Source organism: Halomonas urmiana, from assembly GCF_005780185.1.
Classification (GTDB): domain Bacteria; phylum Pseudomonadota; class Gammaproteobacteria; order Pseudomonadales; family Halomonadaceae; genus Halomonas; species Halomonas urmiana.
In genome coordinates, this window is the sequence record NZ_VBUI01000006.1 from 69,378 (window position 1) to 94,252 (window position 24,875).

21 protein-coding genes are annotated in these 24,875 nt (G+C 67.7%); 7 read left to right on the forward strand and 14 right to left on the reverse strand.

The genetic code is table 11. The features are described 5' to 3' along the window. Positions 1-30: 30 nt before the first annotated feature. Positions 31-1,587 carry an alkyl hydroperoxide reductase subunit F gene (ahpF, locus tag FEI13_RS05265; protein WP_138180079.1) on the forward strand — a complete coding sequence of 519 codons (1,557 nt, stop codon included), beginning with the start codon at positions 31-33 and terminating at the stop codon, positions 1,585-1,587. Between the two features lie 84 nt (positions 1,588-1,671). Here ahpF and FEI13_RS05270 read toward each other — a convergent pair whose 3' ends face one another. The 12 genes from FEI13_RS05270 to FEI13_RS05325 all read right to left on the reverse strand — a co-directional run bounded on the left by FEI13_RS05270 (position 1,672) and on the right by FEI13_RS05325 (position 13,238). Next, positions 1,672-2,037, reverse strand: coding sequence for a DUF6164 family protein (locus FEI13_RS05270; protein ID WP_138180081.1), 366 nt, complete (start codon positions 2,035-2,037; stop codon positions 1,672-1,674). Between the two features lie 74 nt (positions 2,038-2,111). Continuing rightward, positions 2,112-2,684 carry a hypothetical protein gene (locus FEI13_RS05275; protein ID WP_240036438.1) on the reverse strand — a complete coding sequence of 191 codons (573 nt, stop codon included), beginning with the start codon at positions 2,682-2,684 and terminating at the stop codon, positions 2,112-2,114. Between the two features lie 90 nt (positions 2,685-2,774). Next, complete coding sequence (locus tag FEI13_RS05280) at positions 2,775-3,317, reverse strand: nitrous oxide reductase accessory protein NosL (RefSeq protein ID WP_138180083.1); 543 nt, start codon at positions 3,315-3,317, stop codon at positions 2,775-2,777. A 29-nt stretch (positions 3,318-3,346) separates the two neighbouring features. After that, entirely contained in the window at positions 3,347-4,171 is an 825-nt protein-coding gene (locus tag FEI13_RS05285; protein ID WP_138180085.1) for an ABC transporter permease, read from the reverse strand. Then, complete coding sequence (locus FEI13_RS05290) at positions 4,168-5,112, reverse strand: ABC transporter ATP-binding protein (RefSeq protein WP_138180087.1); 945 nt, start codon at positions 5,110-5,112, stop codon at positions 4,168-4,170. Before FEI13_RS05290 ends, FEI13_RS05285 begins: the two co-directional genes overlap by 4 nt. Beyond that, positions 5,109-6,440 carry a nitrous oxide reductase family maturation protein NosD gene (locus FEI13_RS05295; protein WP_138180089.1) on the reverse strand — a complete coding sequence of 444 codons (1,332 nt, stop codon included), beginning with the start codon at positions 6,438-6,440 and terminating at the stop codon, positions 5,109-5,111. The genes FEI13_RS05290 and FEI13_RS05295 overlap by 4 nt, the downstream gene beginning before the upstream one ends. Positions 6,441-6,668: 228 nt before the next feature. Continuing rightward, entirely contained in the window at positions 6,669-8,543 is a 1,875-nt protein-coding gene (gene nosZ / locus FEI13_RS05300) for a TAT-dependent nitrous-oxide reductase (RefSeq protein WP_138180091.1), read from the reverse strand. 3 nt (positions 8,544-8,546) lie between these two features. Then, positions 8,547-10,649, reverse strand: coding sequence for a transcriptional regulator NosR (gene nosR, locus FEI13_RS05305; RefSeq protein WP_240036439.1), 2,103 nt, complete (start codon positions 10,647-10,649; stop codon positions 8,547-8,549). 117 nt (positions 10,650-10,766) lie between these two features. Further along, entirely contained in the window at positions 10,767-11,084 is a 318-nt protein-coding gene (locus FEI13_RS05310; RefSeq protein WP_138180095.1) for a c-type cytochrome, read from the reverse strand. 158 nt (positions 11,085-11,242) lie between these two features. Then, complete coding sequence (locus FEI13_RS05315) at positions 11,243-12,013, reverse strand: molybdopterin-binding protein (protein ID WP_204758358.1); 771 nt, start codon at positions 12,011-12,013, stop codon at positions 11,243-11,245. Then, positions 11,997-12,872 (reverse strand): cytochrome b/b6 domain-containing protein, encoded by an 876-nt coding sequence (locus FEI13_RS05320; protein ID WP_138180099.1) that lies wholly within the window; start codon positions 12,870-12,872, stop codon positions 11,997-11,999. The genes FEI13_RS05315 and FEI13_RS05320 overlap by 17 nt, the downstream gene beginning before the upstream one ends. Before the next feature lie 81 nt (positions 12,873-12,953). Next, a complete protein-coding gene (locus tag FEI13_RS05325) occupies positions 12,954-13,238 on the reverse strand; it encodes a hypothetical protein (RefSeq protein WP_138180101.1) in 285 nt (94 codons plus the stop codon). 190 nt (positions 13,239-13,428) lie between these two features. On the opposite strand from FEI13_RS05325, the gene FEI13_RS05330 reads away from it, so the two are divergent. Then, positions 13,429-14,169 (forward strand): response regulator transcription factor, encoded by a 741-nt coding sequence (locus tag FEI13_RS05330; RefSeq protein WP_138180103.1) that lies wholly within the window; start codon positions 13,429-13,431, stop codon positions 14,167-14,169. Then, complete coding sequence (locus FEI13_RS05335; RefSeq protein WP_138180105.1) at positions 14,166-15,650, forward strand: sensor histidine kinase; 1,485 nt, start codon at positions 14,166-14,168, stop codon at positions 15,648-15,650. The genes FEI13_RS05330 and FEI13_RS05335 overlap by 4 nt, the downstream gene beginning before the upstream one ends. Here the strand turns inward: FEI13_RS05335 and FEI13_RS05340 are convergent. After that, on the reverse strand, positions 15,635-16,117 hold the full coding sequence (locus FEI13_RS05340) for an RrF2 family transcriptional regulator (RefSeq protein ID WP_138180107.1): 483 nt from the start codon (positions 16,115-16,117) through the stop codon (positions 15,635-15,637). The genes FEI13_RS05335 and FEI13_RS05340 overlap by 16 nt on opposite strands. 158 nt (positions 16,118-16,275) lie before the next feature. On the opposite strand from FEI13_RS05340, the gene FEI13_RS05345 reads away from it, so the two are divergent. Then, entirely contained in the window at positions 16,276-17,472 is a 1,197-nt protein-coding gene (locus FEI13_RS05345) for an NnrS family protein (protein ID WP_138180109.1), read from the forward strand. Between the two features lie 114 nt (positions 17,473-17,586). Then, positions 17,587-18,972 carry an oxygen-independent coproporphyrinogen III oxidase gene (gene hemN / locus FEI13_RS05350; RefSeq protein WP_138180111.1) on the forward strand — a complete coding sequence of 462 codons (1,386 nt, stop codon included), beginning with the start codon at positions 17,587-17,589 and terminating at the stop codon, positions 18,970-18,972. 115 nt (positions 18,973-19,087) lie between these two features. Here hemN and gdhA read toward each other — a convergent pair whose 3' ends face one another. Beyond that, positions 19,088-20,440 carry an NADP-specific glutamate dehydrogenase gene (gene gdhA / locus FEI13_RS05355; RefSeq protein WP_138180113.1) on the reverse strand — a complete coding sequence of 451 codons (1,353 nt, stop codon included), beginning with the start codon at positions 20,438-20,440 and terminating at the stop codon, positions 19,088-19,090. Between the two features lie 605 nt (positions 20,441-21,045). Here gdhA and ubiT point away from each other — a divergent pair. Together ubiT and FEI13_RS05365 are read left to right on the forward strand one after the other, a co-directional pair. Next, positions 21,046-21,531, forward strand: a complete 486-nt coding sequence (ubiT, locus tag FEI13_RS05360) for a ubiquinone anaerobic biosynthesis accessory factor UbiT (RefSeq protein ID WP_138180115.1) — start codon at positions 21,046-21,048, stop codon at positions 21,529-21,531. A 73-nt stretch (positions 21,532-21,604) separates the two neighbouring features. Then, positions 21,605-24,847 (forward strand): LAGLIDADG family homing endonuclease, encoded by a 3,243-nt coding sequence (locus FEI13_RS05365; protein WP_138180117.1) that lies wholly within the window; start codon positions 21,605-21,607, stop codon positions 24,845-24,847. Positions 24,848-24,875: the final 28 nt, after the last annotated feature.

Consider the following 24,875-nt stretch of genomic DNA (forward strand, 5'->3'; position numbering starts at 1 on the left):
GAACCCCGAACATGAAGGAATGCCGCTGTCATGTTGGACGACAATCTGAAAAGTCAGCTCAACGCCTATCTGCAGAAGGTCACTCAGCCGTTCGAGATCGTCGCGTCCCTCGATGACGGCGACAAGTCCAGGGAACTGCATGGCCTGCTGACCGATATCGTCGGGCTGACCGACAAGATCACCCTGAAGCTCGATGGCCAGGACCCCCGTACGCCCTCCTTCGCCCTGAACCGTCCCGGCGAGGAGAGCGGCGTGGTCTTCGCCGGCATCCCCATGGGCCACGAGTTCACCTCGCTGGTGCTGGCGCTGCTGCAGATCGGCGGTCATCCGCCCAAGGCCGCCGAGGAGGTGATCGAGCAGATCAAGGGCCTCGACGGCGAGATGCGCTTCGAGACCTACTTCTCGCTCTCCTGCCAGAACTGCCCGGACGTGGTCCAGGCCCTGAACCTGATGGCGATCCTCAATCCCAACGTCCATCACGTCGCCATCGACGGCGCGCTGTTTCAGGACGAGGTGAAGGCGCGCGAGATCATGTCGGTACCGAGCGTCTACCTCAACGGCGAGTCCTTCGATCAGGGCCGCATGAGCCTGGAGCAGATACTCGCCAAGGTGGACACCGGCGCCGCCGAGCGCGAGGCCGCCAAGCTCAACGACAAGGCCACCTTCGACACCCTGATGATCGGCGGCGGACCCGCCGGCGCTGCGGCGGCCGTCTACGCCGCGCGCAAGGGCATCCGTACCGGCGTGGCCGCGGAGCGCTTCGGCGGCCAGGTGCTCGACACCCTGGGCATCGAGAACCTCATCTCCGTGCCCCGCACCGAGGGCCCGAAGCTGGCCGCGGCGCTGGAGGAGCACGTCAAGGAGTACGAGGTCGACATCATGAACCTGCAGCAGGCGGTGTCGCTGGTGCCGGCCACCCAGCCGGGGGGCGAGCATGAGGTGGCATTCGAGTCCGGCGCTCGCCTCAAGGCCAGGACCCTGGTGCTGGCCACCGGCGCCCGCTGGCGCGAGATGGGCGTGCCCGGCGAGGCCGAGTACCGCAACAAGGGCGTGGCCTACTGCCCCCACTGCGACGGCCCGCTGTTCAAGGGCAAGCGCGTGGCGGTGATCGGCGGCGGCAACTCCGGCGTCGAGGCGGCCATCGACCTGGCCGGCATCGTCGGCCACGTGACGCTGCTCGAGTTCATGGACGAGATGCGCGCCGACGCGGTGCTGCAGAAGAAGCTGCGCAGCCTGCCCAACGTCGAGATCATCCTCGGCGCCCGCACCACCGAGGTGAACGGCGATGGCAAGCGCGTCGACGGCCTGACCTATGAGGAGCGCGCCACCGGCGAGCTGCGCCGGGTCGATCTGGAGGGCGTCTTCGTGCAGATCGGCCTGGTGCCCAACACCGAGTGGCTGCAGGAGTCGCCCATCGAGCTCTCCGAGCGTGGCGAGATCGTGGTCGATAACCACGGCATGACCTCGATCCCCGGCATCTTCGCCGCCGGCGACGTGACCACCGTGCCCTACAAGCAGATCGTCATCGCCATGGGCGAGGGCTCGAAGGCCGCCCTGGGTGCCTTCGACTACCTCATCCGCCAGTGATCCAGCGGCCAGGGCAGATGTGACGATCCACGCCGTTCGATACGACGCCCCCGCAGGCCTGGCCTGCGGGGGCGTTCTCGTTGCTCAGTCGAGCAGCCAGAGAAAGGGCAGCAGCGATACGGCGAGCACCGCGGCGGCCAGCAGGGCCAGCAGCAGCGTGCGCAACGGCCGACGCTTGAGGCGCCGCCACAGGGTCGGCGCCTCGCCTTGGGCGGCGAGGCGCGCCTGCTCGTCTCGCATGCGCTCGCCGAGTGTCTGCTGGTAGGTGTCGATCAGCGACCGGGCCTGCTCCCGCTGGTTCTCGTCGCGTAGCCATATGGCCGCCACGCCGAGTCCCCAGAAGCCGGCGCGGGTCTCATAGGTCGCGATGGCGTGCTCGTCGAGCAGCCGACGCACCTCCTCGGCCTCCTCATCGGGCACGTTGCCCAGGTGAAACAGCAGCTTGGCCACCTCGCACTCCTCAGTTCGTCATATCCATCGTGTCGCCGATCGGCGCCCCGAGCGGGGGCCGCCTCCCTGCCCGGTCAGCGGACGGCCTGGCCGCAGAGGCGCTGCATGCGCGCGATCGCCTCGCCGGCCCCCGTTAGGTCGAAGGCCATGAACCAGGGATCGTCCTCGCCGCGCATCAGGCGCAGGCGCAGCAGCTCGCCGTCGGCCATCTCGTCGAGCAGCAGGTCCAGCTCGGGCAGCGCGATGCGCACGTAGAAGCCGCGGTCGCCGCGTTCGGTGACGAAGGCGGCATGGCCACTGTGGATGGTCTCGTAATCGACGCGCAGGTCGGCGGGCACGCGGTTCACCGTGGCGCTCTCGGGCTGGTAGGCGTCGAGCTCCACGCGAAGCTCCAGCCAGGGCAGGTCGCAGGCCCCGGCGCTGGCGTTGACGCTGAAGAGCGAATCGCTGTAGCTGTGCTGGTCGAGGGCGCGGAAGTGGCGCGCCTCGCCGAGCGACAGGGCCAGGGAGTGCCAGCCGCCGTGGGCCCGGGCGTCGCTGGTATTGTAGTTCGTGGCCGCGGCGGGGCCGGCCAGCAGCAGGCCTGCCGACAAGAACAGCGTCGAGAACAGCGGCAGGAACGGGGCGAGACGCGAACGGCGGGGCATGACATGGGCTTCCTCGGACCGGGACGCGCCCGAGGCTAGCACGCCCCGGCGGGGCTGTCTTGCGCTCCACCGTCGACGGCTACCCCTCGCTCAGTGGGCGGCGTGCGCGTCCATCTCGTCCATGGCGTCGCCCAGTTCGCCGCGCCCCAGACGCCCCAGCAGATCGAGATCGATCTCCTCATAGGCCACCAGTCGGCCGCCATGATCAGCGCGGAAGGTCTCGGCATCGGGGCGTTCGGCGAAGGAGGCCAGGGTGTGTCCCATGGCGCCGCGGCGGTCATGGCCGACCACGTACCAGGCGTCGCTGGCCGACACGAAGGCCTCGTCCGCGGGCTGCTCCCAGGTCGTCTTGCCGATATCGTGGACATAGGCGTGGGAGAGGCGGGTCTCGTTCTCGGGCTGCTTGAGGAAGGTGAAGAGCTCCAGGGTGGAGCAGAACTTGCTCGGCGTGTCCTGCCCCTTCAGGAAGGTCTCGCCCTTGGGGCCCGGAAAGTTCTGGATCAGCATGCCGCAGACGTGACAGCTATCGCCGTCCTCGATGGGCACCGGCGCGGCGAGGGTCTCGGGATCGGACTCGTTGCAGCCGGTGAGCAGCACGAGGAGCAGCGTCAGCAGGATAAATAAACGGGGCATGGCAAGACTCCGGAGGAGTGGGAGTGGCCTCAGGCCGAACGGTGGCGGAAGCGCAGCAGGGCCAGGCCCAGGGGGACGAGGATCCAGGCCATCAGGATCGGTACCAGCACGGCGGGCTGGAAGGCGCCGCCCTCGGCGATGGCGGTCAGGCCGATGTAGCTGTGGGCCGCCTCGAAGCCGGCCAGGTTGATCAGGCGGAAGCATTCGGTGGGGTTGAGCAGCAGCAGCCAGGGCAACCAGTCGCCGCCTTGCTCGACGCTGACCAGCAGGGCCAGCAGCCCCAGGTCGAAGACCAGCACGAAGAGAAACCACACCACCAGGGCGAGGCCGGCGGCCCGGGCCTTCTCGGTGACACAGACGCTGATCAGGTAGGCGAAGGCGATGAAGACCCAGCCCAGCAGCACGCTGCTGGCGATCAGCAGGCCCATGCCGGCGGCGAGCTCCGCGAGGGCCACGCCCTCGGCGGCCAGCGCGATCACCGCCCCGGCGATACCGAAGCCGAGGATCGTTGCGGCGCCGAGGATCAGGCCGTGTCCCAGGAACTTGCCGAGCAGCAGCGAGGTGCGACTGATGGGGTAGGTGAGCAGCAGCAGCAGGGTGCCGGCCTCCTGCTCGCCCACCACGGCGTCAAAGGCCAGCAGCAGGGCGATCAGCGGGATCAGAAACACCGCCAGGGTGGCCAGGCTGACCAGGGTCGTGGCCAGCGAGGTGAAGCCCAGCCCGCCGCTGGCCGCGGCCCCGAACCAGGCGATGCCCACGGCCAGCAGGGCCAGCACCAGGGCGATGGCCAGCACCCAGCGGTTGCGCATGCCGTCGCGGAACTCCTTGTCGGCGATGGTCAGGATGGCAGTCATCGCGCGTCTCCCGAGGCGGCCCCCCGCGGGGCAGGAGGCGCCGCGGAGAAGTGAGTGTAGAGGTGTTCCAGGGTCGGTGGCAGCAGCTCGATATCCTTCACGCCAGGCAGGGCCGTCAGGCGGCGCAGCACGGCGAGCTTGGCGTCGGCGGGCACCGAGAGCGTCACTTCGTGCCCGTTGACGGGCCTGGCCTCGATACGCGGATCCTCCCAGCCATGCCGCCAGTCGTCGTCGCGCATGGGCCCCCAGGCGCGGATGGTCAGCGGCAGTGACGCCTGCCGGCGCAGGGACTCCATGTCGCCCAGCGCCAGGCGTCGTCCTGCGCCCAGGATCAGGGCACGATCGATATAGGGTTCCACCCCGGGGAGCATGTGGGATGAGAGCAGCACCGTGCAGCCCCGCTCTCGCAGCTCGCGTACCGTGTCGTAGAAGTCGCGGGTGGCGGCGGGGTCGAGGCCGGTGGTGGGTTCGTCCAGCAGCAGCAGGCGCGGCTCGCCGAGCAGTGCCTGGGCCAGTCCCAGGCGCTGGCGCATGCCCTTCGAGTAGGTCTTCACGCGCCGGCGGGCGGCGGGGCCGAGGCCGACTCGCTCGAGCAGTGCGTCGACCTGACGGCGATCGACGCGCTTGAGGCGGGCGAAGTAGTCGAGTACCTCGCGGCCGCTGAGTTGCTCATAGAAGCTGACGTTTTCAGGCAGGTAGCCCAGCCGTCGGCGCAGGGTCTCGGCATGGGAGCCGTCGGGGGCGCCACCGAGCACCGAGACTCGCCCGGCACTGGGCGAGAGCAGCCCGAGGATCAGGTGCATGATGGTGGTCTTGCCGGCCCCGTTATGGCCCAGCAGGGCCAGGACCTCGCCCTCGTTGACCGAGAGGTCGAGGGCGTCGAGGCGCAGCAGGTCGCCATGGCGCTTGGTCACGCCCTGAAAATCGATCATCGCGGTCATGCGTCGGCGTCTCCCGGGTTGCGTGCATTCATGTCGGGTTCCGTCATCAGGGGGGCGCTGTCCTTGACCCCCTGGGGGCGGAACACCGGGAACTGGCGCTGTATCCAGCGCAGGGCGAGGACCGCGGGGCTGTGCATCAGCAGCTGAGCGACCGGGTAGCGCCACAGCAGGCGGTCCATGGCATCGTTGGGCTCGAAGGGAGTGTCGCCGATACCGTCGCCGGCGAGATCCCAGCCCAGGTAGTTGCTCCAGTAGTTGCCCCGGCCCGCCTCGGACCACTCCTGGGGGCGGGTGGCCACGTACATCACCTGCTGATGGTTGTCGACGAAGGCGTTGCCCACCACGGCATTGTCCTCGGAGCCGGCGGTGAGATGGATGCCGATGTCGCTGTCGGCGAAGCGGTTGCCCTCGAAGCGGTTGTATTGGGCGTTGTAGACGAACAGCGCCTTGCCCTCGCCGCCGCTGACCAGCCCCTGGCCCTGGGCGTCCCGGCGCTGCTGGATGCCGGTGACGCGGTTGTCGCGCAGGGTGGAGTGCGTGATGTTGTTCATCAGGATGCCGTAGTGGCGGTCGTTATCCGAGCGGTTGCCGATCACCGTCAGCCGCTTGGACTGCATCAGGGCATAGCCGGTGCGGGTGTCCCGGGTGACGTTGTCCACCAGCCGGTTGTCGTGGGCGTACATGTAGTGCACGCCGTAGCGCAGGTCTTCCATGTGATTGTCGCGCAGCAGGCTGTCGCGGCTGGTATCGATGTAGATGCCGTCGCGGGTGCCGTGGATGTCGTTGCCCTCCACCCGGACATTCACGACGTTGAACAGGTGGATGCCGTTGCCGCGATCCTGGGAGCGCAGCGCGGCGTCGCCCCGGATCACGTTGTCGAGGACCTGGACGTCGCTCACGGCGTCGAGCCAGATGCCGAAGCCGGGGCCCGTGAGGCGCGAGTCGCGTATCACGCTACCGGCGGCGCTCTCCTCGACGAAGATGCCGGCGTCCATGTCGGTCAGGTTGGCGCCCCAGTTCTCGATGGTGAGGCCCTCCAGCACGATGTCCGGGGCGGCGAGAGTCACGGCATGCCCCTCGCCGCCGCCGTCGATCGCCGCGCCCGGCTCGCCCGAGAGGGTCAGCGTACGGTCGATGATCACGGGTCCAGGGTAGCGGCCTTCGGGCAGCATCAGGCGGTCGCCGTCGCTGGCCTGGTCGACCAGCGGCTGCAGCGGCTCGCCGGGGCGGGCCGTCCAGTCGGCGGCCAGCAGGTTGCCCGGCAGCCACGCGAGCAGCCAGGCGACGAGAAAGAGTCGGGGGACGACGCGAGGCAGTCGTCGTGTCATGCGTCTCTCCGCGAACAAGCGGGAAAGTCCGAGGGCAATACGCTTGGCCGTCATCGCTCGAGGCTGTTCCGAGGGCAAACCGTCGAGGAGGCGCTGTGAATACTTCCCTGTACGCTACCGACGCCTTCCATGGCGTAGGACCTCCTCTTTGGTTTGCCCCCGGTGCCTCTCACTCCATGAGGCTAACGGCTTACCCTCCCTTGGCCAGCTATCGGGGTTCGATAGCGATCAGGCCTTCTCGACCAGCATGCGGCCGGTCATCTCCATGTGCATGGCATGGCAGAACCAGGAGCAGTAGTACCAGTACACCCCGGGCTTGTCGGCGGTAAAGGTGACGCTGGAGGTCTGCTGCGGGCCAATCTCCATGGAGGCGCCGTGGTTGACCATCACGAAACCGTGGGTCAGGTCCTCCACCTGGTCGAGGTTGGTGACCACCACCGTCACCTCGTCGCCCTGCTTGACCTTGAACTCGGTCAGGCCGAACTGCGGGGCGACCGAGGTCATGTAGACCCGCACCCGGTTGCCGTCGCGGATCACCTTGTTATCGCTCTCGAGGGTGACCCCGTCCGCCTCGGCCATGGCACGCGTCTCGGCGAAGAACGGATCGTCACGCGTCCAGGTCCGGCTCGGGTTGAGCTGATCGGCGCGCAGCAGGATGCAGTCGTGGGGCTCGGCGAAGGTGGGGCCATCGTGGACCAGCTTCATCTCCTCGCCGGAGATGTCGATCAGCTGATCGTTCTCCGGGTGCAGCGGACCCACCGGCAGGAAGCGGTCCTTGGAGAACTTGGAGAGCACCACCAGCCATTTGCCGTCGGCGTCCTTGGACTCGGTGAGGCTGGCATGGTTGTGCCCCGGCTGATAGTGGACGTCGAGCTTCTGGCGCAGATAGTTCACGTCCTCGCCGTTATAGGCGCGGATGGCGTCCTCGATGTTCCACTTGGCCACCTGGCTGTCGATGAACAGCGTGGTATAGGCGTTGCCGCGACCGTCGTAGGTGGTGTGCAGTGGCCCCAGACCCAGCTCCGGTTCACCGACCACGGCGTCGCGGGGCTCGATGGCATCATCGAACAGCTCGGGTAGCTTGTCGATGGCGATGATCGAGCAGGTCGGCGAGAGCTTGCCGTTGGCGATGAAGTACTTGCCGTCCGGCGAGGTGTTGAGGCCGTGGGGATTCTTGGGCACGGGAATGTAGCGGGTCAGCTTGGAGCCCTTGCGGCCGTCGAGCACCGGCACCTCGCTGTCGCCCAGGGTCTCGAACTCGCCGGCGGCTACGGCGGCCTCGATGGCCTCGACGTCGAATACCACCACCCAGTCGCGCTCGGCGCGCATGGTATCGGCCAGCGTCATGCCCTTCTCGGAGTTGTAGCAGGTCGAGGCCACGAAGCGGCCGGTGTAGTCGGCATCGGTGTTGTCGAGGTTGCCATCGACGATTACCTGCCAGGCCACGTCCATGCTCTCGGCATCGATGGCGTTGAACATGGTGAAGTAGTTGTCGGGACTCTCCAGGTCGCGGCCGTCGTTGATCTGCGGGATCGGCAGCTCGGCGTTGGCGAAGACGTACTTGGTGTGCGGCACCTTCTGCAGGCGCAGGCCGTGGATAGCCTGCACGTTGGGAATGGAGGTGATCCTGTCCGTCTTCATGATGTCGAGACGGATGCGGGCCACGCGAGTGTTGGCCTTGTCGTTGATGAACAGGTACTTGCCGTCGTAGCTGCCATCGGTCATGGAGATGTGCGGATGGTGGCAGTCGCCGTTGAGGAAGCGTGACGAGTCGCCGAGGATGCGCTTCGACTCGTTGGTGATGCCCCAGCCGGTGGCGCTATCGACGTTGAAGACCGGGATGCGCATCAGCTCGCGCATGGAGGGGATGCCCAGTACCCGAACCTCCCCCTGATGGCCGCCGCTCCAGAAGCCGTAGTACTCGTCGAGTTCGCCGGGGGCGATCTCGATGCCGTTCTCGGCGGCGTGCGCCTCGCGGCTGCTCATCAGCGCGCTGGCACCGAAGCCGCCGGCGAGCCCGGCGCCGGCGACGCCGGTCACCGCGCTATTGCGCAGGAAGTGGCGGCGGCCGAGGCTTTCGATCTCTTTCTTCTTGTCTACCATGGTTCACTCCTCCTGAAGAGTCGGGATTCGCTGCAGTTTGCGGTCTCCGGCGGTGCCGGGGTCATGGGTCTCGACGCCGCCCTTGCCCGCGGCCAGGCGTGCCGCCTTCTCATAGCGCTTGCGGCGCTTGATCACCGGCGGGCAGCGCTGGTCGTCGTGGTAGGTGATCTGGCAATCGAGACAGTAGTGACACTCGTTGGCATTGATGTGGCCGTCGGGGTGGATGGCGGCCACTTCGCATTCGTTGGCGCAGATCTGGCACGGGCTGCCGCAGTCGTTGCGGTGCCGCTTCAACCAGTCGAACAGTCGCAGGCGAGCGGGGATGGCCAGGCCGGCCCCCAGCGGGCAGACGTAGCGGCAGTAGAACTTGTGGTTGAAGGCCGAGATCGCCACCAGCGCCAGGGCGTAGAGCAAAAAGCCCCACTCGCGCTGGAAGCGCAGGGTGATGGCGGTCTTGAAGGGCTCCACCTCGGCGTAGCGCTCGGCGGTACCGAGCGAGTGCAACGAGACCGCGAACAGTCCCAGCAGGAGGATGTACTTCACCGCCCAGAGGCGCTCGTGGAGCCCGAAGGGCACCTCGATCTGCTTCACGCCCAGCTTGCGGGCGGCCTTGTTGACCAGGTCCTGCAGGGCCCCGAAGGGGCACAGCCAGCCGCAGAAGACGCCGCGGCCCCACAGCAGCAGGCTGACCGCCACGAAGGACCAGAGGATGAACATCATCGGGTCGATCAGGAACGAACCCCAGCTGAAGCCGCTGATCAGCGAATTGGTGAACGTCAGGATGTTGACCACCGAGAGCTGGGCCAGGGAGTACCAGCCGATGAACACCAGGGTGTAGACCAGGAAGCCCAGGCGCAGCGGGCGCAGGATCCGCGGATGGCGCGCCAGCACGTCCTGGAACAGCATGATGACCGTCAGCACGATGAGGCCGGCGGCCAGCACGGCGATCTGGAACGCCTTGTCGCGCCACACCTGTACCCAGATCGGCTCCTCCACCGGCGGCTCGGGGCGTTCGATGTAGGCCTCGGGGACGCTATAGTCGGCGCTGAAGCGGCGGAACTCGGTGTCCAGGGGGCCGGAGGCGCGGCGCACCAGCAGCTCCAGCTGCCAGGGCCGACCGGGATCGAAGGCGGCCTCATCGCGGACGATGAAGATGTCGCGCTCGTCGAGGCGCGGTGCCCCCTCGATGTCCAGCCTGCCCAGGCGGATATGGTCGCGGTCGTGAAAGCTGACCCTGGTGTTGCCCTGGGAGAGCTCGATGCGATCGAAGATGCCGCCGCGCACGTAGCCCGAGCCCTTGAAGGAGTAGTCGCCACGGCCCATGACCGCGATGGCGTGCTCGCCTGCATCCAGCTCGGCCATCAGCTGGTCGTACTCGGTCTCTCCTAGCAGGTTGCGGCCCGCAGTGGGCGGGTTCAGATAGGTGGTGAAGAGTTCGATGAAGGTCCGGTCGGCCGGCTGCGGGGTGTGCAGGTAGTCCTCGGCGGGGCTGCCGGCGAAGGCGGCGTCGACCTCGCCATGGGTCAGACGCAGGCGCCGGATGGTGCCGTCGCCGGTGAGCGTCGCCCAGTCGGCGGGCTCGAAGACGTCTTCCCGGACCGTTGCTGCCGGGGCGGCAGAGGGGTCGGCGATCAACCCCTGCTCCGCGGCGACCTTCCGCGCGGCCCGGGTGATGGTGTCGCTGACGACGATGACGGTGACGGTGGCGCCGGAGATGGCGTCCAGCTCTTCACCGATCTTGAGGCGGTCGTTGACGTGGGCGGGCACGTGGTCGTCGGCGAAGCCCTCGAGCTTCGACTCGGGGATGCCCACCAGCATGATGGGCTCCTCGTGGCTGATGACGTCGGCCTGGACGATACGCCCCTCGAGGTCGATGCCCACCAGCAGGTTGACCGGCTTGCCCGAGTAGGCGGGAATCGGCGCCACGTCGACGCTCTCGAAGGCATAGCCGATGAGTTCATCGCCGGCATGCACTTCGCTCACCGGCCACTGGGACTCGGCGGCCTCGAGCCGATCACTCTCCGGGAACCCCTCGCGAACCTGCGCCAACTCGAGGGCGTGCAGCGATGAGGAGAGCAGCAACAGGCCAAGAGCGAGTAACAGCACGAGCCATCGAGCTGCGATCCTGTGGCGTATCGACATGGCGGTACCCGGAGAAAAGAGCATGGTAAGGGCGGGCATGCCGCCCTTCAGGATTGGGCCGGCCCGAAGGCCGGCCGGGGATCAGGGCGTGAGGCTGGCGTAGTAGGCGGCGATATCGGCGATATCCTCGTCGGACAGCGCCTGGGCCTGGGGGGTCATCATCGCGGACATGCCGCCACCGCGCTCGCCGGCCCGGTAGGCCTTGAGGGCGCTCACCAGGTAGTCGGCGTTCTGGCCGGCAAGATTCGGATAGATGGGCGCGGTGGCCTTGCCATCGGTGCCGTGACAGGCGGCGCAGGCGGCGACCTTGCCCTCTCCGGCGGTGGGATCACCGGCGGCCTGGGCGTCCATGCCGAGGAAGGCGCTGCCCAGCAGGGCGGCAACGAGCAATGGCTTCATAACATACCTCCAGTATGCATCTTTAAGTGCTTGAAAAAGCCTGGATCAAGCTATGAGCTCGCCAGGCGATTGATGCCATGATGCCAGCCATCGCCCGGACGAGGCTTGACGTGCATCATGTTCAGCCTAGTCACCCGGCAGCGACTCGGCCCGTCGATTCAGATCCCCGCCCACCAACGGTAGCCACGATCCTCCCAGTAACCACCCCGGCCACGGCCGAGATGCGCGAAGCTCGCCACCAGCTCCAGGCGCATCACGTACTTGGCCATCTTGTAGCCCAGCTGGCGTTCGGCACGCAGGCGCAGCGGCGCACCGTTGGCGATGGGTAGGTCGCCACCGTTGAGGCCGTAGGCCAGCAGGGTCTGGGGATGGAGGGCCTCGCGCAGGTCGAGGCTCTCGTAGTAGCGCTCGCCCCCTCCATAGCGATCGGCGCAGTGGAAGACCACGAAGTGAGCCTCGTCGCGGACCCCCACCCGGGCCAGCAGCTCGCCGAGCACCACCCCGGTCCATTCGCCGATGCAGCTCCAGCCCTCCACGCAGTCGTGGCGGGTGATCTGGGTGCGCGCGGGCATCGCCCGGAGATCGGCAAGGGAGAAGGCCTGTGGCTGCTCGACCAGGCCGTCGACCTCGAGTCGCCAGTCACGGAAGTCGCCAGCCGCCAGGCGCAGGTAGTCGACCTCCCGAGGCATGGTCGTGCCGTTGGCGCGAAAGGTCGGGGCGATGTCCTCGGGGCCGTATTCCCGGGCCAGGGCCTCCCGGGAGGCCAGCAGGCGATGGGCCCGCTGGGTCAGGCCCTCGCTGGCGGCGAACAGAGGCTGCATGGCGTCGCTGCGCGAGAGCCGGTCGCAGCCGGTCAGCATCAGCGTGCCGCCGGCCAGCAGGCCGCGGGTCAGGAAGCGTCGGCGGCCGGGATCAGTGGGATGCGTCATCGCGCGTCTCCTTTTTCTTCGGCAGGGCATGGTCCGGAGGCAGGGCATAGCGCCCGGTGATCATCGAACGCAGGTTGTTGCCGACGCCGGAGACCAGCACCAGCAGCAGATGCACCACGAAGAAGGCCAGCAGGGCGGCGGCGGCCAGGAAGTGCAGGGTGCGGGCGCTCTGCCGACCACCGAAGACGTCCAGCAGCCAGGGCCAGGCGGCATCCATGGTCGGCGACATGGTCAGGCCGGTGAGCACCACCAGCGGGGCGAGCCCGAACAGCACCAGCAGGTAGGCCAGCTTCTGCAGCAGGTTGTAGTGGCGTGCCTCCTCGCCCCGCGGGAAGCGCAGTCGCAGGTGCTCGACCACGACATGGCCGAGACGCGACCATTCGTCGCACCGTGGCAGCAGGCGCCGTCGCAGCTGGCCGCTGGCCACCAGGTAGATGAGGTAGGCCACGAGCAGGGGCGCGAAGATCCAGCCGGCGAGGAAGTGCCACTGCCGGCCCATGGCCAGCCAGCGGGGGCCGGGCAGCGTCGCCCAGGCGGGGAAGGCACGCCGCTCGCGATCGGCGCGCGGTCCCGAGACGCCCAGCACGCCGGTGGTGTCGAAGCGCAGGTCGCCGATGCGGGTGATGCCGCGCAGCGCGCCGTCATCGGTACGCATGGCGCCGATCGACAGCGCTGGGGCGTCGAAGCTGGAGTCCTGGCCCCAGTACAGGGCCGGATGGGCATTGAAGATCTGCAGGCCGCTCATCAGCAGGATCGCCAGGCAGATGACGTTGATCCAGTGCCACAGCCGGGTAAACACCGAGTGCCGCTTGATCACCGTCGGCCGGGAAGCATGGCGTGTGGCGCCGAGGAGTCGCATGAGAAAGGCCCTCCCTAGGAGGCGGAGCGGGAAAACATGACCGGCCGGACCGTGATCCGGCCGGTCATGGGGCGGCGTGCATCACATCTCGCCGTCCTCTTCCATCATCGAGTCCTCGTCTTCCATCATCATCTCGTCGTCCCCGCTCATGGCGTCACCCGCCATGGCGTCTTCCTCGGCCATGGCGTCTTCCTCGGCCATGGCGTCTTCCTCGGCCATGGCCTCGCCGGACATGGCGTCCTGCGCCATGCCACCGTCCTCCTGCATGGCGTCCTCATGGTGGTCCGCCAGGGCGGCGGTCGGCAGCATCAGGGCGCCGATCAGGATGGCGAACAGGGTGGTCCTGGGGTAGGTCGGCTTGAACATCTCACACCTCCGGTGATGGTCTTGCCGCCGGCGACATGCCATGACGGCAACTGTCACGCTAGCCAGCCCGCCGAGGCCATTCATCACGAAATCATCACGGAACCGGGGCAATGGTGTGAGGGTTTCGTGATGCACCCATCGCTGGGTAGCTCTAGAGTAGAGACCGAACCCCTCGCCGGAGCCTATGGCCATGACCGACCGGATACTCTGCGTCGAGGACAACCCCGAGATCGGCAAGCTGCTCAGCGCGCGCCTCGCCGAGGCCGGCCATCGCTGTGACTGGATCACCGATGGCGAGGCGGCCCTCGCGGCGCTGGAGGGGGCGGCGCCGGGCAGCACCTATGACCTGGTGATGCTGGACCTGATGCTGCCGGGCATCGACGGCCTGGAGGTATGCCGCCGGCTGCGCCGGCGCGACAGCCGGACGCCGGTGCTGATGGTGACCGCCAAGGCGGCGATCCGCGATGTGGTGGTGGGGCTCGAGCTCGGCGCCGACGATTACGTCACCAAGCCCTTTCATATGCCGATCCTGCTGGCGCGGGTCCAGGCCCTGTTGCGCCGGGGGCAGCGCCAGGCGGAGGGGGAGGATGGCATCGTCGAGGCCCCTCCGCTGGTCTGCGGGGGGCTGGTCATCGATGCCGACCAGCATCGGGTCACCCTCGACGGCCAGCCGGTGCAGCTCACCGGCAAGGAATTCGCGCTGCTGTCGCTGTTCGCCCGCCACCCGGGGCATGGCTTCACCCGCGGCGAGCTGCTGGATCGGGTCTGGGGCGAGGAATTCGACGGCTATGACCATACCGTGAACACCCATATCAACCGTCTGCGCAAGAAGATCGAGGTCGACCCGGCCCGGCCCCGCTTCATCCAGACCGTGTGGGGGGTGGGCTATCGCTTCATCGATCCCGCCGCGGCGCCGGACGAGGAGACATGAGCGCCCTGCTGCGGCGCGTCGGGCGCCTGGGGCGCAGCCTCTATGCGCGCATCGCCGTGGTCTACCTGACCAGCCTGCTGCTGCTGTCGGTGGCCGCCGCCTGGATCGCCATCAGCCAGTTCGACCAGTTGGGGCGTGAGCTCCAGCAGCGCCAGGAGATCGACCTCGCCGACAACCTCGCCCGCGTCATGCGCCCGGGGCTACGCGACGGGGCCGACAGTGACGCCGCCCGGCAGATCGCCCGGCACATCGCCTCGATCAACCCTTCCCTGTCGCTGTATGTGCTTGACGCCGAGGGAGCGGTGATCGCCGACTTCACCGCCTCGGCCTGCGGCCAGGGACGACGGGTGGACCGCGACGCCCTGGAGACCCTGCTCGGCGAGGCGCCCATGCTGCCGGTGCTGGCCACCTCGCCCTGCGGCGGTCGGCCGGGGGTCTTCTCCGTGGCGCGGATCGCCTATGGCGAGGCGCGCCATCCCGGTTACCTCTATGCCGATCTCAACCGTGCCAGCCACGCCTCCATGGTCGCCATGCTGCGCACCAGCTCGATCACCCGCACCCTGATCGCCGCCGGCCTGCTGGCGCTGCTGATCTCCGGCATCTTTGGCCTGGTCTGGTTCGCCTTGCTGACCCGGCGCTTCTCGCAGCTGACCACGGCGGTGCAGCGCTTCGCCGAGGGCGATTATGGCGAGCGGGTCGCCGTGCCGCGGGACGACGAGATCGGTCGCCTGGCAGGGGCCTTCAACGACATGGCGGGGACCCTCGAGGCCCAGCTTGCGGCCCTGCGCGAGACCGATCGCCAGCGTCGCGAGCTGGTCGCCAACCTGTCCCATGACTTTCGCACCCCGCTGACCTCGCTGCGCGGTTATGTTGAACAGTTGCTGGAGCGCGACGAGGTGTCACCCGGGGAGCGGCGACGGGCGCTGAGCGCGATACTCGACAACGCCGACCGCCTGACGCGGCTGGCCCAGCAGCTGTCGACCCAGGCCCGGCTCGATGCCTACGATCGGCCGCTGCAGTGCGAGCCCTTCTCGCTCGTCGAGCTCGCCCACGACATCGTCGGCAAGTTCCAGCACCAGGCCCGCCAGTCGGGGGTCGTCCTCGAGGTGGTCGTGGAGCCCTCGCTGCCCTGGGTCGCCGCGGATCTCGGCCTGATCGACCGCGCCCTGTCGAACCTGGTCGAGAACGCCCTGCATGCGACCCCCGCCGGGGGGCGGGTGCGGCTCGAGCTCGAGGCGGTGGCCGAGGGCGTCAGGCTGGCGGTGGTCGACAGCGGGATCGGCATCGCCACCGAGGAGGTGCCGCTGGTGACCCAGCGGTTCTATCGCACCCGGGGCAGTCAGGCACGGGGCGAGGGCTCGGGGCTGGGGCTGTCCATCGTGCGCGAGATCTGCGAGCGGCACGGCATGACGCTGTCCATCGATAGCCGCCAGGGGGGAGGCACCCGAGTCAGCCTGCTGCTGCCCTATGCCTTAGGGTGAGGGGCCTGAGGCGGGGCGTCCGGCGAGGTCGGATCCTCGATGTGCAGCAGTTGCACCAGCCCGGGACGCTGCGGGCCGAGCAGGTCGGCCAGGGTGTAGCGATCGAGCACGGCAAGAAAGGCGTCAAGCGCCTCGGCGAGGATCGGCTTGAGCCGGCAGGCGGGGGTGATCACGCACTCGTTGCTGTCGCCGAAGCACTCGACGAGCTCGAGGTCGCGCTCGGTGGCGCGCACCAGCTCGCCCAGCGGGATGGACTCGGGACTGCGCTTGAGGACCAGGCCGCCGTTCTTGCCGCGAATGGCGGTGAGGTAGCCCTGGTGGTTGAGGTCCTGCACCACCTTCATCAGGTGGTTGCGCGAGATCTCGAAGCGCTCGGCGATCTCGTTGATGGTCGAACGCTGCTCGCCCTTGACGGCCAGGTAGAGCAGCACGCGTAGCGAATAGTCGGTGAAACGGGTCAGGTGCATGGGAATCCCGGCGCCTCGGGCGCCTTGATGGGCAGAATGGGCATCGAAGCTTGCCATTCTATCACTATGTCAATTAGGCCGCTGTGCGGCGGCATTCGGTCACGGGCGGCCGCTAGGGCGGGGTTGGCAAGGCTGCTTTTAAGATGTAATTTACATGCATGTTAAAGGTCCCTGTCAATGCCCCAGGTCAATGTTCGAGCGCACGCCGGCCCGACCGGCGCCCCGCCTGGTCGCTGTTCTTTCCGCTCGCCGCCCTGCAGGCGGCGTTGATGCTGCCGCTGTCGCTGGCGGCGATGGTGACGGAGGCGGAATGGCTGTCCGGTCTGGCGACGCCGGCCGCCCATGGACGGGAGCTGCTGTTTGGCTTCGCCCTGGCGGTGATCGCCGGCTACCTGCTGGGACCGCTGCCCTCACGGCGCCTGACCCTCTTGGCGGGGCTGTGGCTGGTCGGGCGCCTCGGGTGGCTGGCTCTGCCCATGGCCTGGCCGGCGCTGCTGGCCGATGCGGCCTTCGCCCTGCTGCTCGCCGCCCGGCTGTTGCCGCGCTTCCTGGCGGCCAAGAAGTGGCGCAACCGCCTGCTCTCGCCGCTGCTCGGGCTGCTCTGCCTGCTGGCGATGGCCAGCCTCGCGGTGCGCGCCCTCGCCCCGGAGCATCTCTCGCCCCTGCTCCATCAGGGCGTGCTCTGGCTACTATTGCTAATGGTCTTCATGGGGGGGCGGGTCATTGCCCCGGCGGTCAATGGCCACCTGATGGCCCGCGACCGGGCGGCGGGGGGCGGTGTACAGCCGCGCTTGGAAGCCGCCCTCCTGGGCCTGCTGGTGGCCGTCGGGTTCACCGTCACTCAGCGCGCGCTGTGGCCGCTGGCCGGCGTATTGCTCATCCTGGCGGGCCTCATGATCCTGGTACGCCTGTGGCGCTGGGCTCCCTGGCGGCTGCGGGGCCGTCCCGACCTGCTCGCCTTGCTGCTGGGTTACGCCTGGCTGGGCGTCGGGGCATGGCTCGTGGCGGCCGATCTGCTGGCCGGCGCCGCGCCGGCGGCTCGACTGCATGCCGTGACGGTCGGGGCGCTCGGCACGCTGGCCAGCGGTATCATGCTGCGCCAGGCCATCCTGAGGGCCAAGGGGCACCCGGCCGGCGAGCCGTGGCTGGCGGTCCTGGCGGGGCTGTTTGCCCTGGCAGCAGGGCTGCGGCTCGCCATGCCCCTGGCCGGGAGCGGCTGGCACCTGCTGCTATGGGGCTCGGCCGGCTGCTGGAGCCTGGCCTGGCTGCTGGTGGCCTGGCGGCTGCGGTACTGGTCACGCCGAGCGGCCTTGCGCGGCGCGGCGCGAGCCGCGACGTCGACGGCGGCAACTTGATCTGGGTCAGCTACCCCTTCGAGGGTACCGACGCGTGCGGTCGCGGCTGGCATAATTCGCCCAACGGTGACGGCTGTGGCCGCCGCCCTTCGGTTCAAGAGGCTCGATTCGATCATGCAAGATACCCTGCCGTTCATCCGCCCCCTGGTCGAGAAGTACGATCGCCCCGGCCCGCGCTACACCTCCTATCCCACGGCGCCGCAGTTCCAGGCGGCCTTCGCCGAAGATGATTACCGGGCCGCCGCCGAGCGCAGCAACGCGGCCGCGTCGCCCAAGCCGCTCTCGGCCTACGTGCACATCCCCTTCTGCGAGAGCCTCTGCTACTACTGCGCCTGCAACAAGATCATCACCCACAACCGCGAGCGGGCCGCGGAGTACCTCGCCTGGCTCAAGCGCGAGGTCGCGCTCCAGGGGGCGCTGTTCGACGATTCGCGGCGCATGACCCAGCTGCACCTGGGCGGTGGCACCCCCACCTACCTGAGCAACGACCAGCTCGGCGAGCTGATGGCCGCGCTGGATGCCGCCTTCCACTTCGCCGCGCCCGAGGCGCGGGAGTTCTCCCTGGAGGTGGATCCCCGCACCGTCACCCCCGAGCAGATCCACGAGCTCCATGCCCTGGGGTTCAACCGCCTGAGCTTCGGCGTGCAGGACTTCGACACTCGGGTCCAGGAGGCGGTCAACCGCATCCAGAGCGAGGCCCAGGTGGTGGAGCTGGTGGCCGCGGCCCGCGAGGCCGGTTTCCAGTCGGTGAGCGTCGACCTGATCTACGGCCTGCCGCTGCAGACCGTGGCGAGCTTCGACGAGACCCTTGCCAAGATCATCGCTCTGCGTCCCGACCGCATCGCCGCCTACAGCTACGCCCACCTGCCGGAGCTGTTCAAGGCGCAGCGGCTGATCCGCCCCGAGGACATGCCGCCGCCGGAGCGCAAGATCGAGCTGCTGGAGCTGATCATCCGCCGCCTCACCGCGGCGGGCTATGTCTACATCGGCATGGATCACTTCGCCCTGCCCGAGGACGAGCTCTCGCTGGCCCGCGAGAACGGCACCCTGCAGCGCAACTTCCAGGGCTACTCGACCCACGCCGACTGCGACCTGATCGGCCTGGGCAACACCGCCATCGGCAAGGTCGGCGACAGCTACAGCCAGAACGTCAAGGAGACCGCCCAGTATCAGGCGCGCCTCGAGGCGGGCCGGCTCCCGGTGATGCGCGGCTACCGCCTCAACGCCGACGACGTGCTGCGCCGCGACGTGATCAATGCCCTGATGTGCCACGGCCGCATCGACTTCGCCGAGATCGAGGCGGCCCACGGCATCGTCTTCCGCGTCACCTTCGCCAAGTCCCTCGAGGAGCTCGAGGAGATGGTCGACGACGGCCTGCTGGCGATCACCGATGCCGCCATCGAGGTGCTGCCCGCCGGGCGGCTGATGATGCGCAACGCCGCCATGGCCTTCGACGCCTACCTGAGCCACAGCACCGGGCGCTACTCGCGCACCGTCTGATCCCGGCGGCCATCCCGCTCAGGGTGGTTCATCCCGCCCAACGTAGTGCGGCGCCCCTCGGGGCGCCGCGCTGCCTTCTTGCTTCAGTCTGGCCTTTTGACCTGGTGCGTCGGGATCAGCAGACGCCCTGCTCGATCATGGCGTCGGCGACCTTGCGGAAGCCGGCGATGTTGGCACCCAGCACCAGGTTGGTGGGGTCGTCGAACTCGGCGGCGGTCTCGGCGCACTGCCGGTGGATGTTGGCCATGATCGCCTTGAGCTTGGCGTCGACCTTCTCCAGCGGCCACTGCTCCATGCTGCTGTTCTGCGCCATCTCCAGCTGGCTCGTCGCCACGCCGCCGGCGTTGGCCGCCTTGCCGGGGCCGTAGGCGATCTTCGCCGCCAGGAAGCGCTCCACGGCCGCGGCGGTGGAGGGCATGTTGGCGCCCTCGCTGATGCAGGTCACGCCGTTGCCCAGCAGCGTCTCCGCGTCGGCCTCGGTCAGCTCGTTCTGGGTGGCGCAGGGGAAGGCGACCTCGCCCTCGAGTCGCCACACCGCGTGGCCGTCGGCCGGGTAGTCGCCCGCCGGGATGTAGTGGGCCTCGGGGTGCTGTGCCAGGTAGGCTTCCAGCGAGGTGCGCTGGACCTCCTTGAGCTCGCGCAGCAGCGCCAGGTCGATGCCACGCGGGTCATGGAGGGTGCCGCGGGAGTCGGAGCAGCTGACGGGGATCGCGCCGAGCTCAACGAGCTTCTCGATGGTGTAGATGGCCACGTTGCCGGCGCCGGAGACCAGGCAGGTCTTGCCGGCGAGCGTCTCGCCGCGGGCCGCGAGCATGTTCTCGGCGAAGTAGACGGCCCCGTAGCCGGTGGCCTCCTTGCGCCCGATGGAGCCGCCCCAGTTGAGGCTCTTGCCGGTCAGCACGCCCTCGTAGCGGCCGGTCAGGCGCTTGTACTGTCCGTAGAGGAAGCCGATCTCGCGCGCCCCCACGCCGATGTCGCCGGCCGGCACGTCGGTGGTCGGGCCGATATGACGGTAGAGCTCGCTCATGAAGGCCTGGCAGAAGCGCATGATCTCGCCGTCCGAGCGCCCCTTGGGATCGAAGTCCGAGCCGCCCTTGCCGCCGCCGATAGGCAGGCCGGTGAGGGCGTTCTTGAAGATCTGCTCGAAGCCCAGGAACTTGATGGTCCCCGAGGTCACGCTGGGGTGGAAGCGCAGCCCGCCCTTGTAGGGGCCGAGGGCCGAGTTGAACTGGATGCGGTAGCCCTTGTTGACCTGCACCTTGCCGGCGTCGTCGGTCCAGCAGATGCGGAACATGATCTGCCGCTCGGGCTCGACGATGCGCTCGATGATGTTGTGGTCGAGGTAATGGGGGCTGCGCTCGAAGAGCGGGCGCAGGCACTCGAGCACCTCCTCGGCGGCCTGGTAGAACTCGGTCTGGGCCGGGCTGCTCTTGCGCAGGGCCTCGAGGGTGTCGTGCACGTAGGGCATGGGGCGATTCCTATGCAGTGGAAAAAGGTTCCACGCACTATATGCCAATGCACCATTATGCAGCAAGCGCATGGGCCATGCAGTGATTGGACATACTATTGACGCGGAATTCCTTCAAAATCGCAAAAATCTGTGCACCACAATAAAACATGAAAAATATCTAATATATGATGAGTCAACGTTTATGCTCGACCCGGTTCGAGCAAGCCGGGCACAAATCGGCCAAGCGCTTGGGAAAAACCGGGGCAGCCGGGGGTGAGTGAGGCAGGTATCGGCAGGACATCGCCTGGGGGCGGGGAAGGGGGGATGAAGCAGCTTGCCGGCGCCGCCACTTCGGTCGGCACCGAGCGCCCCGCCGCCTCGATGGAGCCCCGTCGCGGCGGGGCCTGGGCGGTGCGAATGGCCTCGCGGCGTGATCGCGTGCGTTGAGGCGATTCTTGCACATCTTGTGCTTGGGTCTGTTCGGTGGTCTATATATGGTGCGCAGCCCTCGGGGAACGCGGTGCTGGCGACGCCTTGACGCATGTCAGTGCAGGCGGTTTAGATGCCCCCTAGGATGAGCGCTTCGGTGGCCCAGCCGCCTCGACGTCATCAGGAGAATCCTCATGTCTCTGCCCCATCCGCCGTTGTCGCTTGTGCGCCCGCCCGCCCCGAGCCGCCTGATCCGCGCCCTGGACCCTCGGGTGCCGCTGGGCGTCAAGCGGCGGCTGGTGGAGCCGCTGCTCAACCGCACCTTCGCCGAGCCGCTCGCGGAGGGCGAGTTCGATGCCCTGGAAGGGCGTCGGATCAGCCTGACCATCGAGGATCTCGGCGTGACGCTGACCCTGAGCCTCACGGATCAGCGCCTGATGCTCTGCCGCGAGCCCGGCGAGGCGATCATCCGCGGCGGCTGGCGCGAGTTCCTGTGCCTGGCCACCCGGCGCGAGGATCCCGACAGCCTGTTCTTCCAGCGTCGCCTGCTGATCGAGGGCGACACCGAGCTTGGCCTGACGGTCAAGAACCTGCTCGACGGGCGCGAGGAGGGCCTCGCCCAGGGGCGCCTCGGCGAGTGGCTGCTGCGCCTGGAGCGCTTCGCGGCCCGTGATCACTGACCTGCCGCCCGCGGCATCCGAAGACCGAAAGCGTTACACCGACAACGATGACACCGCTCTGGAGACCCCCGACATGAGCACATCCGCCAAGGCCGTCAAGACCTCCAACGAGGTGCCCCTGCAGGTGCCGTCCCGCGATATCTGGGACGCCAAGTATCGCCTCAAGGACCGTCACGGCCACCCCGTGGACAAGGACGTTCATGCCACCTGGGAGCGCGTCGCCAAGGCCCTGGCGGCGGTGGAGGGTGACCAGGCCGAGGCGTGGCTGCCGAAGTTTCGCTGGGCGCTGGAGAACGGCGCCATCCCGGCCGGGCGGATCATGTCCAATGCCGGCGCCGAGGCCTACAAGCCGGCGGTGAGCCTGATCAACTGCACCGTGTCACGCACCATCCGCGACTCCATGCACGACATCCTCGACTCGGTGGTGGATGCCGGCATGACCCTCAAGGCGGGCTGCGGCATCGGCTACGAGTTCTCGACCCTGCGCCACAAGAACGCCTTCGTGTTCGGCGCCGGCGCCGGCACCAACGGCCCGCTGGCGTTCATGGATATCTACGACAAGATGTGCTTCACGGTGGCCTCGGCGGGCGGGCGCCGCGGCGCCCAGATGGGCACCTTCGACGTCGGCCACCCCGACGTGAAGAGCTTCATCGAGGCCAAGCGCGAGGCGGGCCGCCTGCGCCAGTTCAATCTCTCGCTGCTGATCACCGACGAGTTCATGGAGGCGGTGAAGAACGACACCGACTGGCCGCTGGCCTTCCCGCTCCACCCGGGGGAGAAGGACGACGTCGGCAAGGAGGAGCTGATCTATCGCGACTGGCCGGTGATCGAGGAGGGCTACACGGTCGATGACGAGGGGCGCGTGGCCTGTCGCATCGTCGAGGTGATCAAGGCCCGTGAGCTGTGGGACACCATCATGGCCTCGACCTACGACTTCGCCGAGCCGGGCTTCATCCTGATCGACCAGGTCAACCGCATGAACAACAACTGGTTCTGCGAGGAGGTCCGGGCGACCAACCCCTGTGTGACCGCAGATACCTGGGTACAGACTACGCAGGGGCCGCGCCAGGTTGCCCAATTGATCGGCCGCCCCTTCACTGCCGTGGTCGATGGCGAGGCTCACCAAAGCGGGCCGGAAGGATTCTTCCTTACGGCAGAGAAGCCGGTGGTGCGACTGCGCACGGCCGAAGGCTACAGCCTCAAGCTGACCCGTGATCACCGGGTCCGGCGGGTCTCGGCCTTTACCCGTTATCGTACCGAGACAGAGTGGTGTGCCGCAGGAGAACTGCAGGCAGGCGACTGTGTATTGCTCAACGACCACCGTGAGGCCCCCGATTGGGGCGGAAAGCTCGACGAGGCACAGGGATATCTTCTGGGGCTGCTTGTCGGCGATGGCACGCTAAAGGACGACAAGGCGGTCCTGTCCGTCTGGCCTCAGGCTGCCGTGGCCAATGGCAACGACGTCTCGACAAACGAGGGTGTGCGTGCCGTCATGACTCTGGCGGAAACGGCGGCCAGGAGCCTGCCGCATCGTGCCGACTTCGCAGGCTGGCAGGAAGTGAGCGGGCGGCAAGAATACCGCCTGTCAACCTCGTCGCTGCGCAATCTGGCGCTCGAGGTGGGGATGCAGCCCGGCAACAAGATGATCACGCCCGAACTGGAGCAGGCCTCATCGAGCGGCTATGTCGGGTTCCTGCGTGGTTTCTTCGATGCAGACGGTTCCGTTCAGGGAAGTCAGGCAAAAGGTGTCAGCGTGCGCCTGGCGCAGTCCGACTTTTCCCGACTCGAAGCCGTACAGCGCATGCTGCAGCGTCTCGGCATCATCACCATGCTCTATCAGAACAGGCGGCACGCTGCCAAGCGCGATTTGCCCGATGGCAAGGGGGGGTATCGCGGATACGAGACTTTGCCCCAGCACGAGCTGGTGATCAGCGGAGCTAACCTTGTGCGCTTTGCCGCGCGTATCGGCTTCGGGGACAGTGACAAGCAAGCCTGCCTCGATTCCCTGCTGAACGGGTACCAGCGCCAATTGAACCGTGAACGCTTCGTTGCCCGGGTCGTGGGGCATGAGGAGGTAGGTAGAGAAGCGGTCTACGATGTTCAGGTACCTGGCATAAATGCTTTTGATGCTAATTGTTTTCATGCACATAATTGCGGAGAGCAGCCATTACCGCCCGAGGGTGCCTGCCTGCTCGGCTCGGTGAACCTGACCCGCTTCGTCATCGACCCCTTCGGCAAGACGCCGCGCTTCGACTGGGAGCGCTACCGCCAGGTGGTGGCAATCTTCACCCGCATGCTCGACAACGTGGTGGAGATCAGCGGCCTGCCCTTGGAAGGGCAGCGCCGCGAGATCGAGGCCAAGCGCCGCCACGGCATGGGCTTCCTGGGGCTGGGCTCGACGCTGACCATGCTGAAGATTCCCTACGGCTCGCCCGAGTCGCTGGCCTTCACCGAGGAGGTGAGCCGCAACCTGGCCCTCGAGGGCTGGAAGCAGGCCCTCGAGCTCGCTCGCGAGAAGGGCGCGGCCCCGGCGCTCGCCGAGGACTACGCGATCACCCCGCGGATGATGCGCGAGCGCCCCGAGCTCAAGCGTGACGGCTACGAGGTCGGCGACAAGGTGCCGGGCCGCATCCTCCACGCCCGTTATAGCCGCTACATGCAGAAGGTCGCCGAGGTGGAGCCGGAGCTGGTGGCCCAGCTCGCCGAGCACGGAGCGCGCTTCACCCACCACAGCTCGATCGCCCCCACGGGCACCATCTCGCTGTCACTGGGCAACAACGCCTCCAACGGCATCGAGCCTTCGTTCTCGCACCGCTACTTCCGCAACGTCATCCAGGCGGGCAAGAAGACCAAGGAGCAGGTCGAGGTGGTCTCCTTCGAGTTGGCCGCCTACCGCCACTTCAGCGCCGCCGAGGCGGTGGAGAGCGACCTGCCCGACTACTTCATCACCGCCGACGCGGTGAGCCCCAAGCAGCACGTGGCGGTGCAGGCGGCGGCCCAGGTGTGGGTCGACTCGGCGATCTCCAAGACGGTCAACGTGCCCACCGAGTTTCCCTTCGAGGCGTTCAAGGACCTCTACCTCGACGCCTACGCCAGCAAGCTCAAGGGCTGCACCACTTTCCGCTTCAATCCCGAGGCCTTCCAGGGCGTGCTGGTGCGCGAGGACGACCTCAAGAACACCACCTACGTCTTCGAACTGGAGAACGGCGAGACCGTCGAGCTCGCCGGTGACGAGAAGGTCATCTACGACGGCGAGGAGCACAACGCGGCGAACCTCTATGACGCGCTGAAGGAAGGCACCTATGGCAAGTGGTAAGTCGATCTGCCTGATGCCCAGCGTTAAT

What these genes read in the sequence shown, in the direction of transcription:
- FEI13_RS05325 (WP_138180101.1), bottom strand. Translation starts at nt 13,238, where the DNA reads ATGTTCAAGCCGACCTACCCCAGGACCACCCTGTTCGCCATCCTGATC.
- FEI13_RS05320 (WP_138180099.1), bottom strand. Translation starts at nt 12,872, where the DNA reads ATGCGACTCCTCGGCGCCACACGCCATGCTTCCCGGCCGACGGTGATC.
- FEI13_RS05345 (WP_138180109.1), top strand. Translation starts at nt 16,276, where the DNA reads ATGTTAAAGGTCCCTGTCAATGCCCCAGGTCAATGTTCGAGCGCACGC.
- FEI13_RS05365 (WP_138180117.1), top strand. Translation starts at nt 21,605, where the DNA reads ATGAGCACATCCGCCAAGGCCGTCAAGACCTCCAACGAGGTGCCCCTG.
- FEI13_RS05340 (WP_138180107.1), bottom strand. Translation starts at nt 16,117, where the DNA reads ATGCACCTGACCCGTTTCACCGACTATTCGCTACGCGTGCTGCTCTAC.
- FEI13_RS05280 (WP_138180083.1), bottom strand. Translation starts at nt 3,317, where the DNA reads ATGCCCCGTTTATTTATCCTGCTGACGCTGCTCCTCGTGCTGCTCACC.
- FEI13_RS05310 (WP_138180095.1), bottom strand. Translation starts at nt 11,084, where the DNA reads ATGAAGCCATTGCTCGTTGCCGCCCTGCTGGGCAGCGCCTTCCTCGGC.
- ahpF (WP_138180079.1), top strand. Translation starts at nt 31, where the DNA reads ATGTTGGACGACAATCTGAAAAGTCAGCTCAACGCCTATCTGCAGAAG.
- FEI13_RS05275 (WP_240036438.1), bottom strand. Translation starts at nt 2,684, where the DNA reads ATGCCCCGCCGTTCGCGTCTCGCCCCGTTCCTGCCGCTGTTCTCGACG.
- FEI13_RS05285 (WP_138180085.1), bottom strand. Translation starts at nt 4,171, where the DNA reads ATGACTGCCATCCTGACCATCGCCGACAAGGAGTTCCGCGACGGCATG.
- FEI13_RS05295 (WP_138180089.1), bottom strand. Translation starts at nt 6,440, where the DNA reads ATGACACGACGACTGCCTCGCGTCGTCCCCCGACTCTTTCTCGTCGCC.
- FEI13_RS05290 (WP_138180087.1), bottom strand. Translation starts at nt 5,112, where the DNA reads ATGACCGCGATGATCGATTTTCAGGGCGTGACCAAGCGCCATGGCGAC.
- FEI13_RS05330 (WP_138180103.1), top strand. Translation starts at nt 13,429, where the DNA reads ATGACCGACCGGATACTCTGCGTCGAGGACAACCCCGAGATCGGCAAG.
- hemN (WP_138180111.1), top strand. Translation starts at nt 17,587, where the DNA reads ATGCAAGATACCCTGCCGTTCATCCGCCCCCTGGTCGAGAAGTACGAT.
- FEI13_RS05315 (WP_204758358.1), bottom strand. Translation starts at nt 12,013, where the DNA reads ATGACGCATCCCACTGATCCCGGCCGCCGACGCTTCCTGACCCGCGGC.
- ubiT (WP_138180115.1), top strand. Translation starts at nt 21,046, where the DNA reads ATGTCTCTGCCCCATCCGCCGTTGTCGCTTGTGCGCCCGCCCGCCCCG.
- nosZ (WP_138180091.1), bottom strand. Translation starts at nt 8,543, where the DNA reads ATGGTAGACAAGAAGAAAGAGATCGAAAGCCTCGGCCGCCGCCACTTC.
- FEI13_RS05335 (WP_138180105.1), top strand. Translation starts at nt 14,166, where the DNA reads ATGAGCGCCCTGCTGCGGCGCGTCGGGCGCCTGGGGCGCAGCCTCTAT.
- gdhA (WP_138180113.1), bottom strand. Translation starts at nt 20,440, where the DNA reads ATGCCCTACGTGCACGACACCCTCGAGGCCCTGCGCAAGAGCAGCCCG.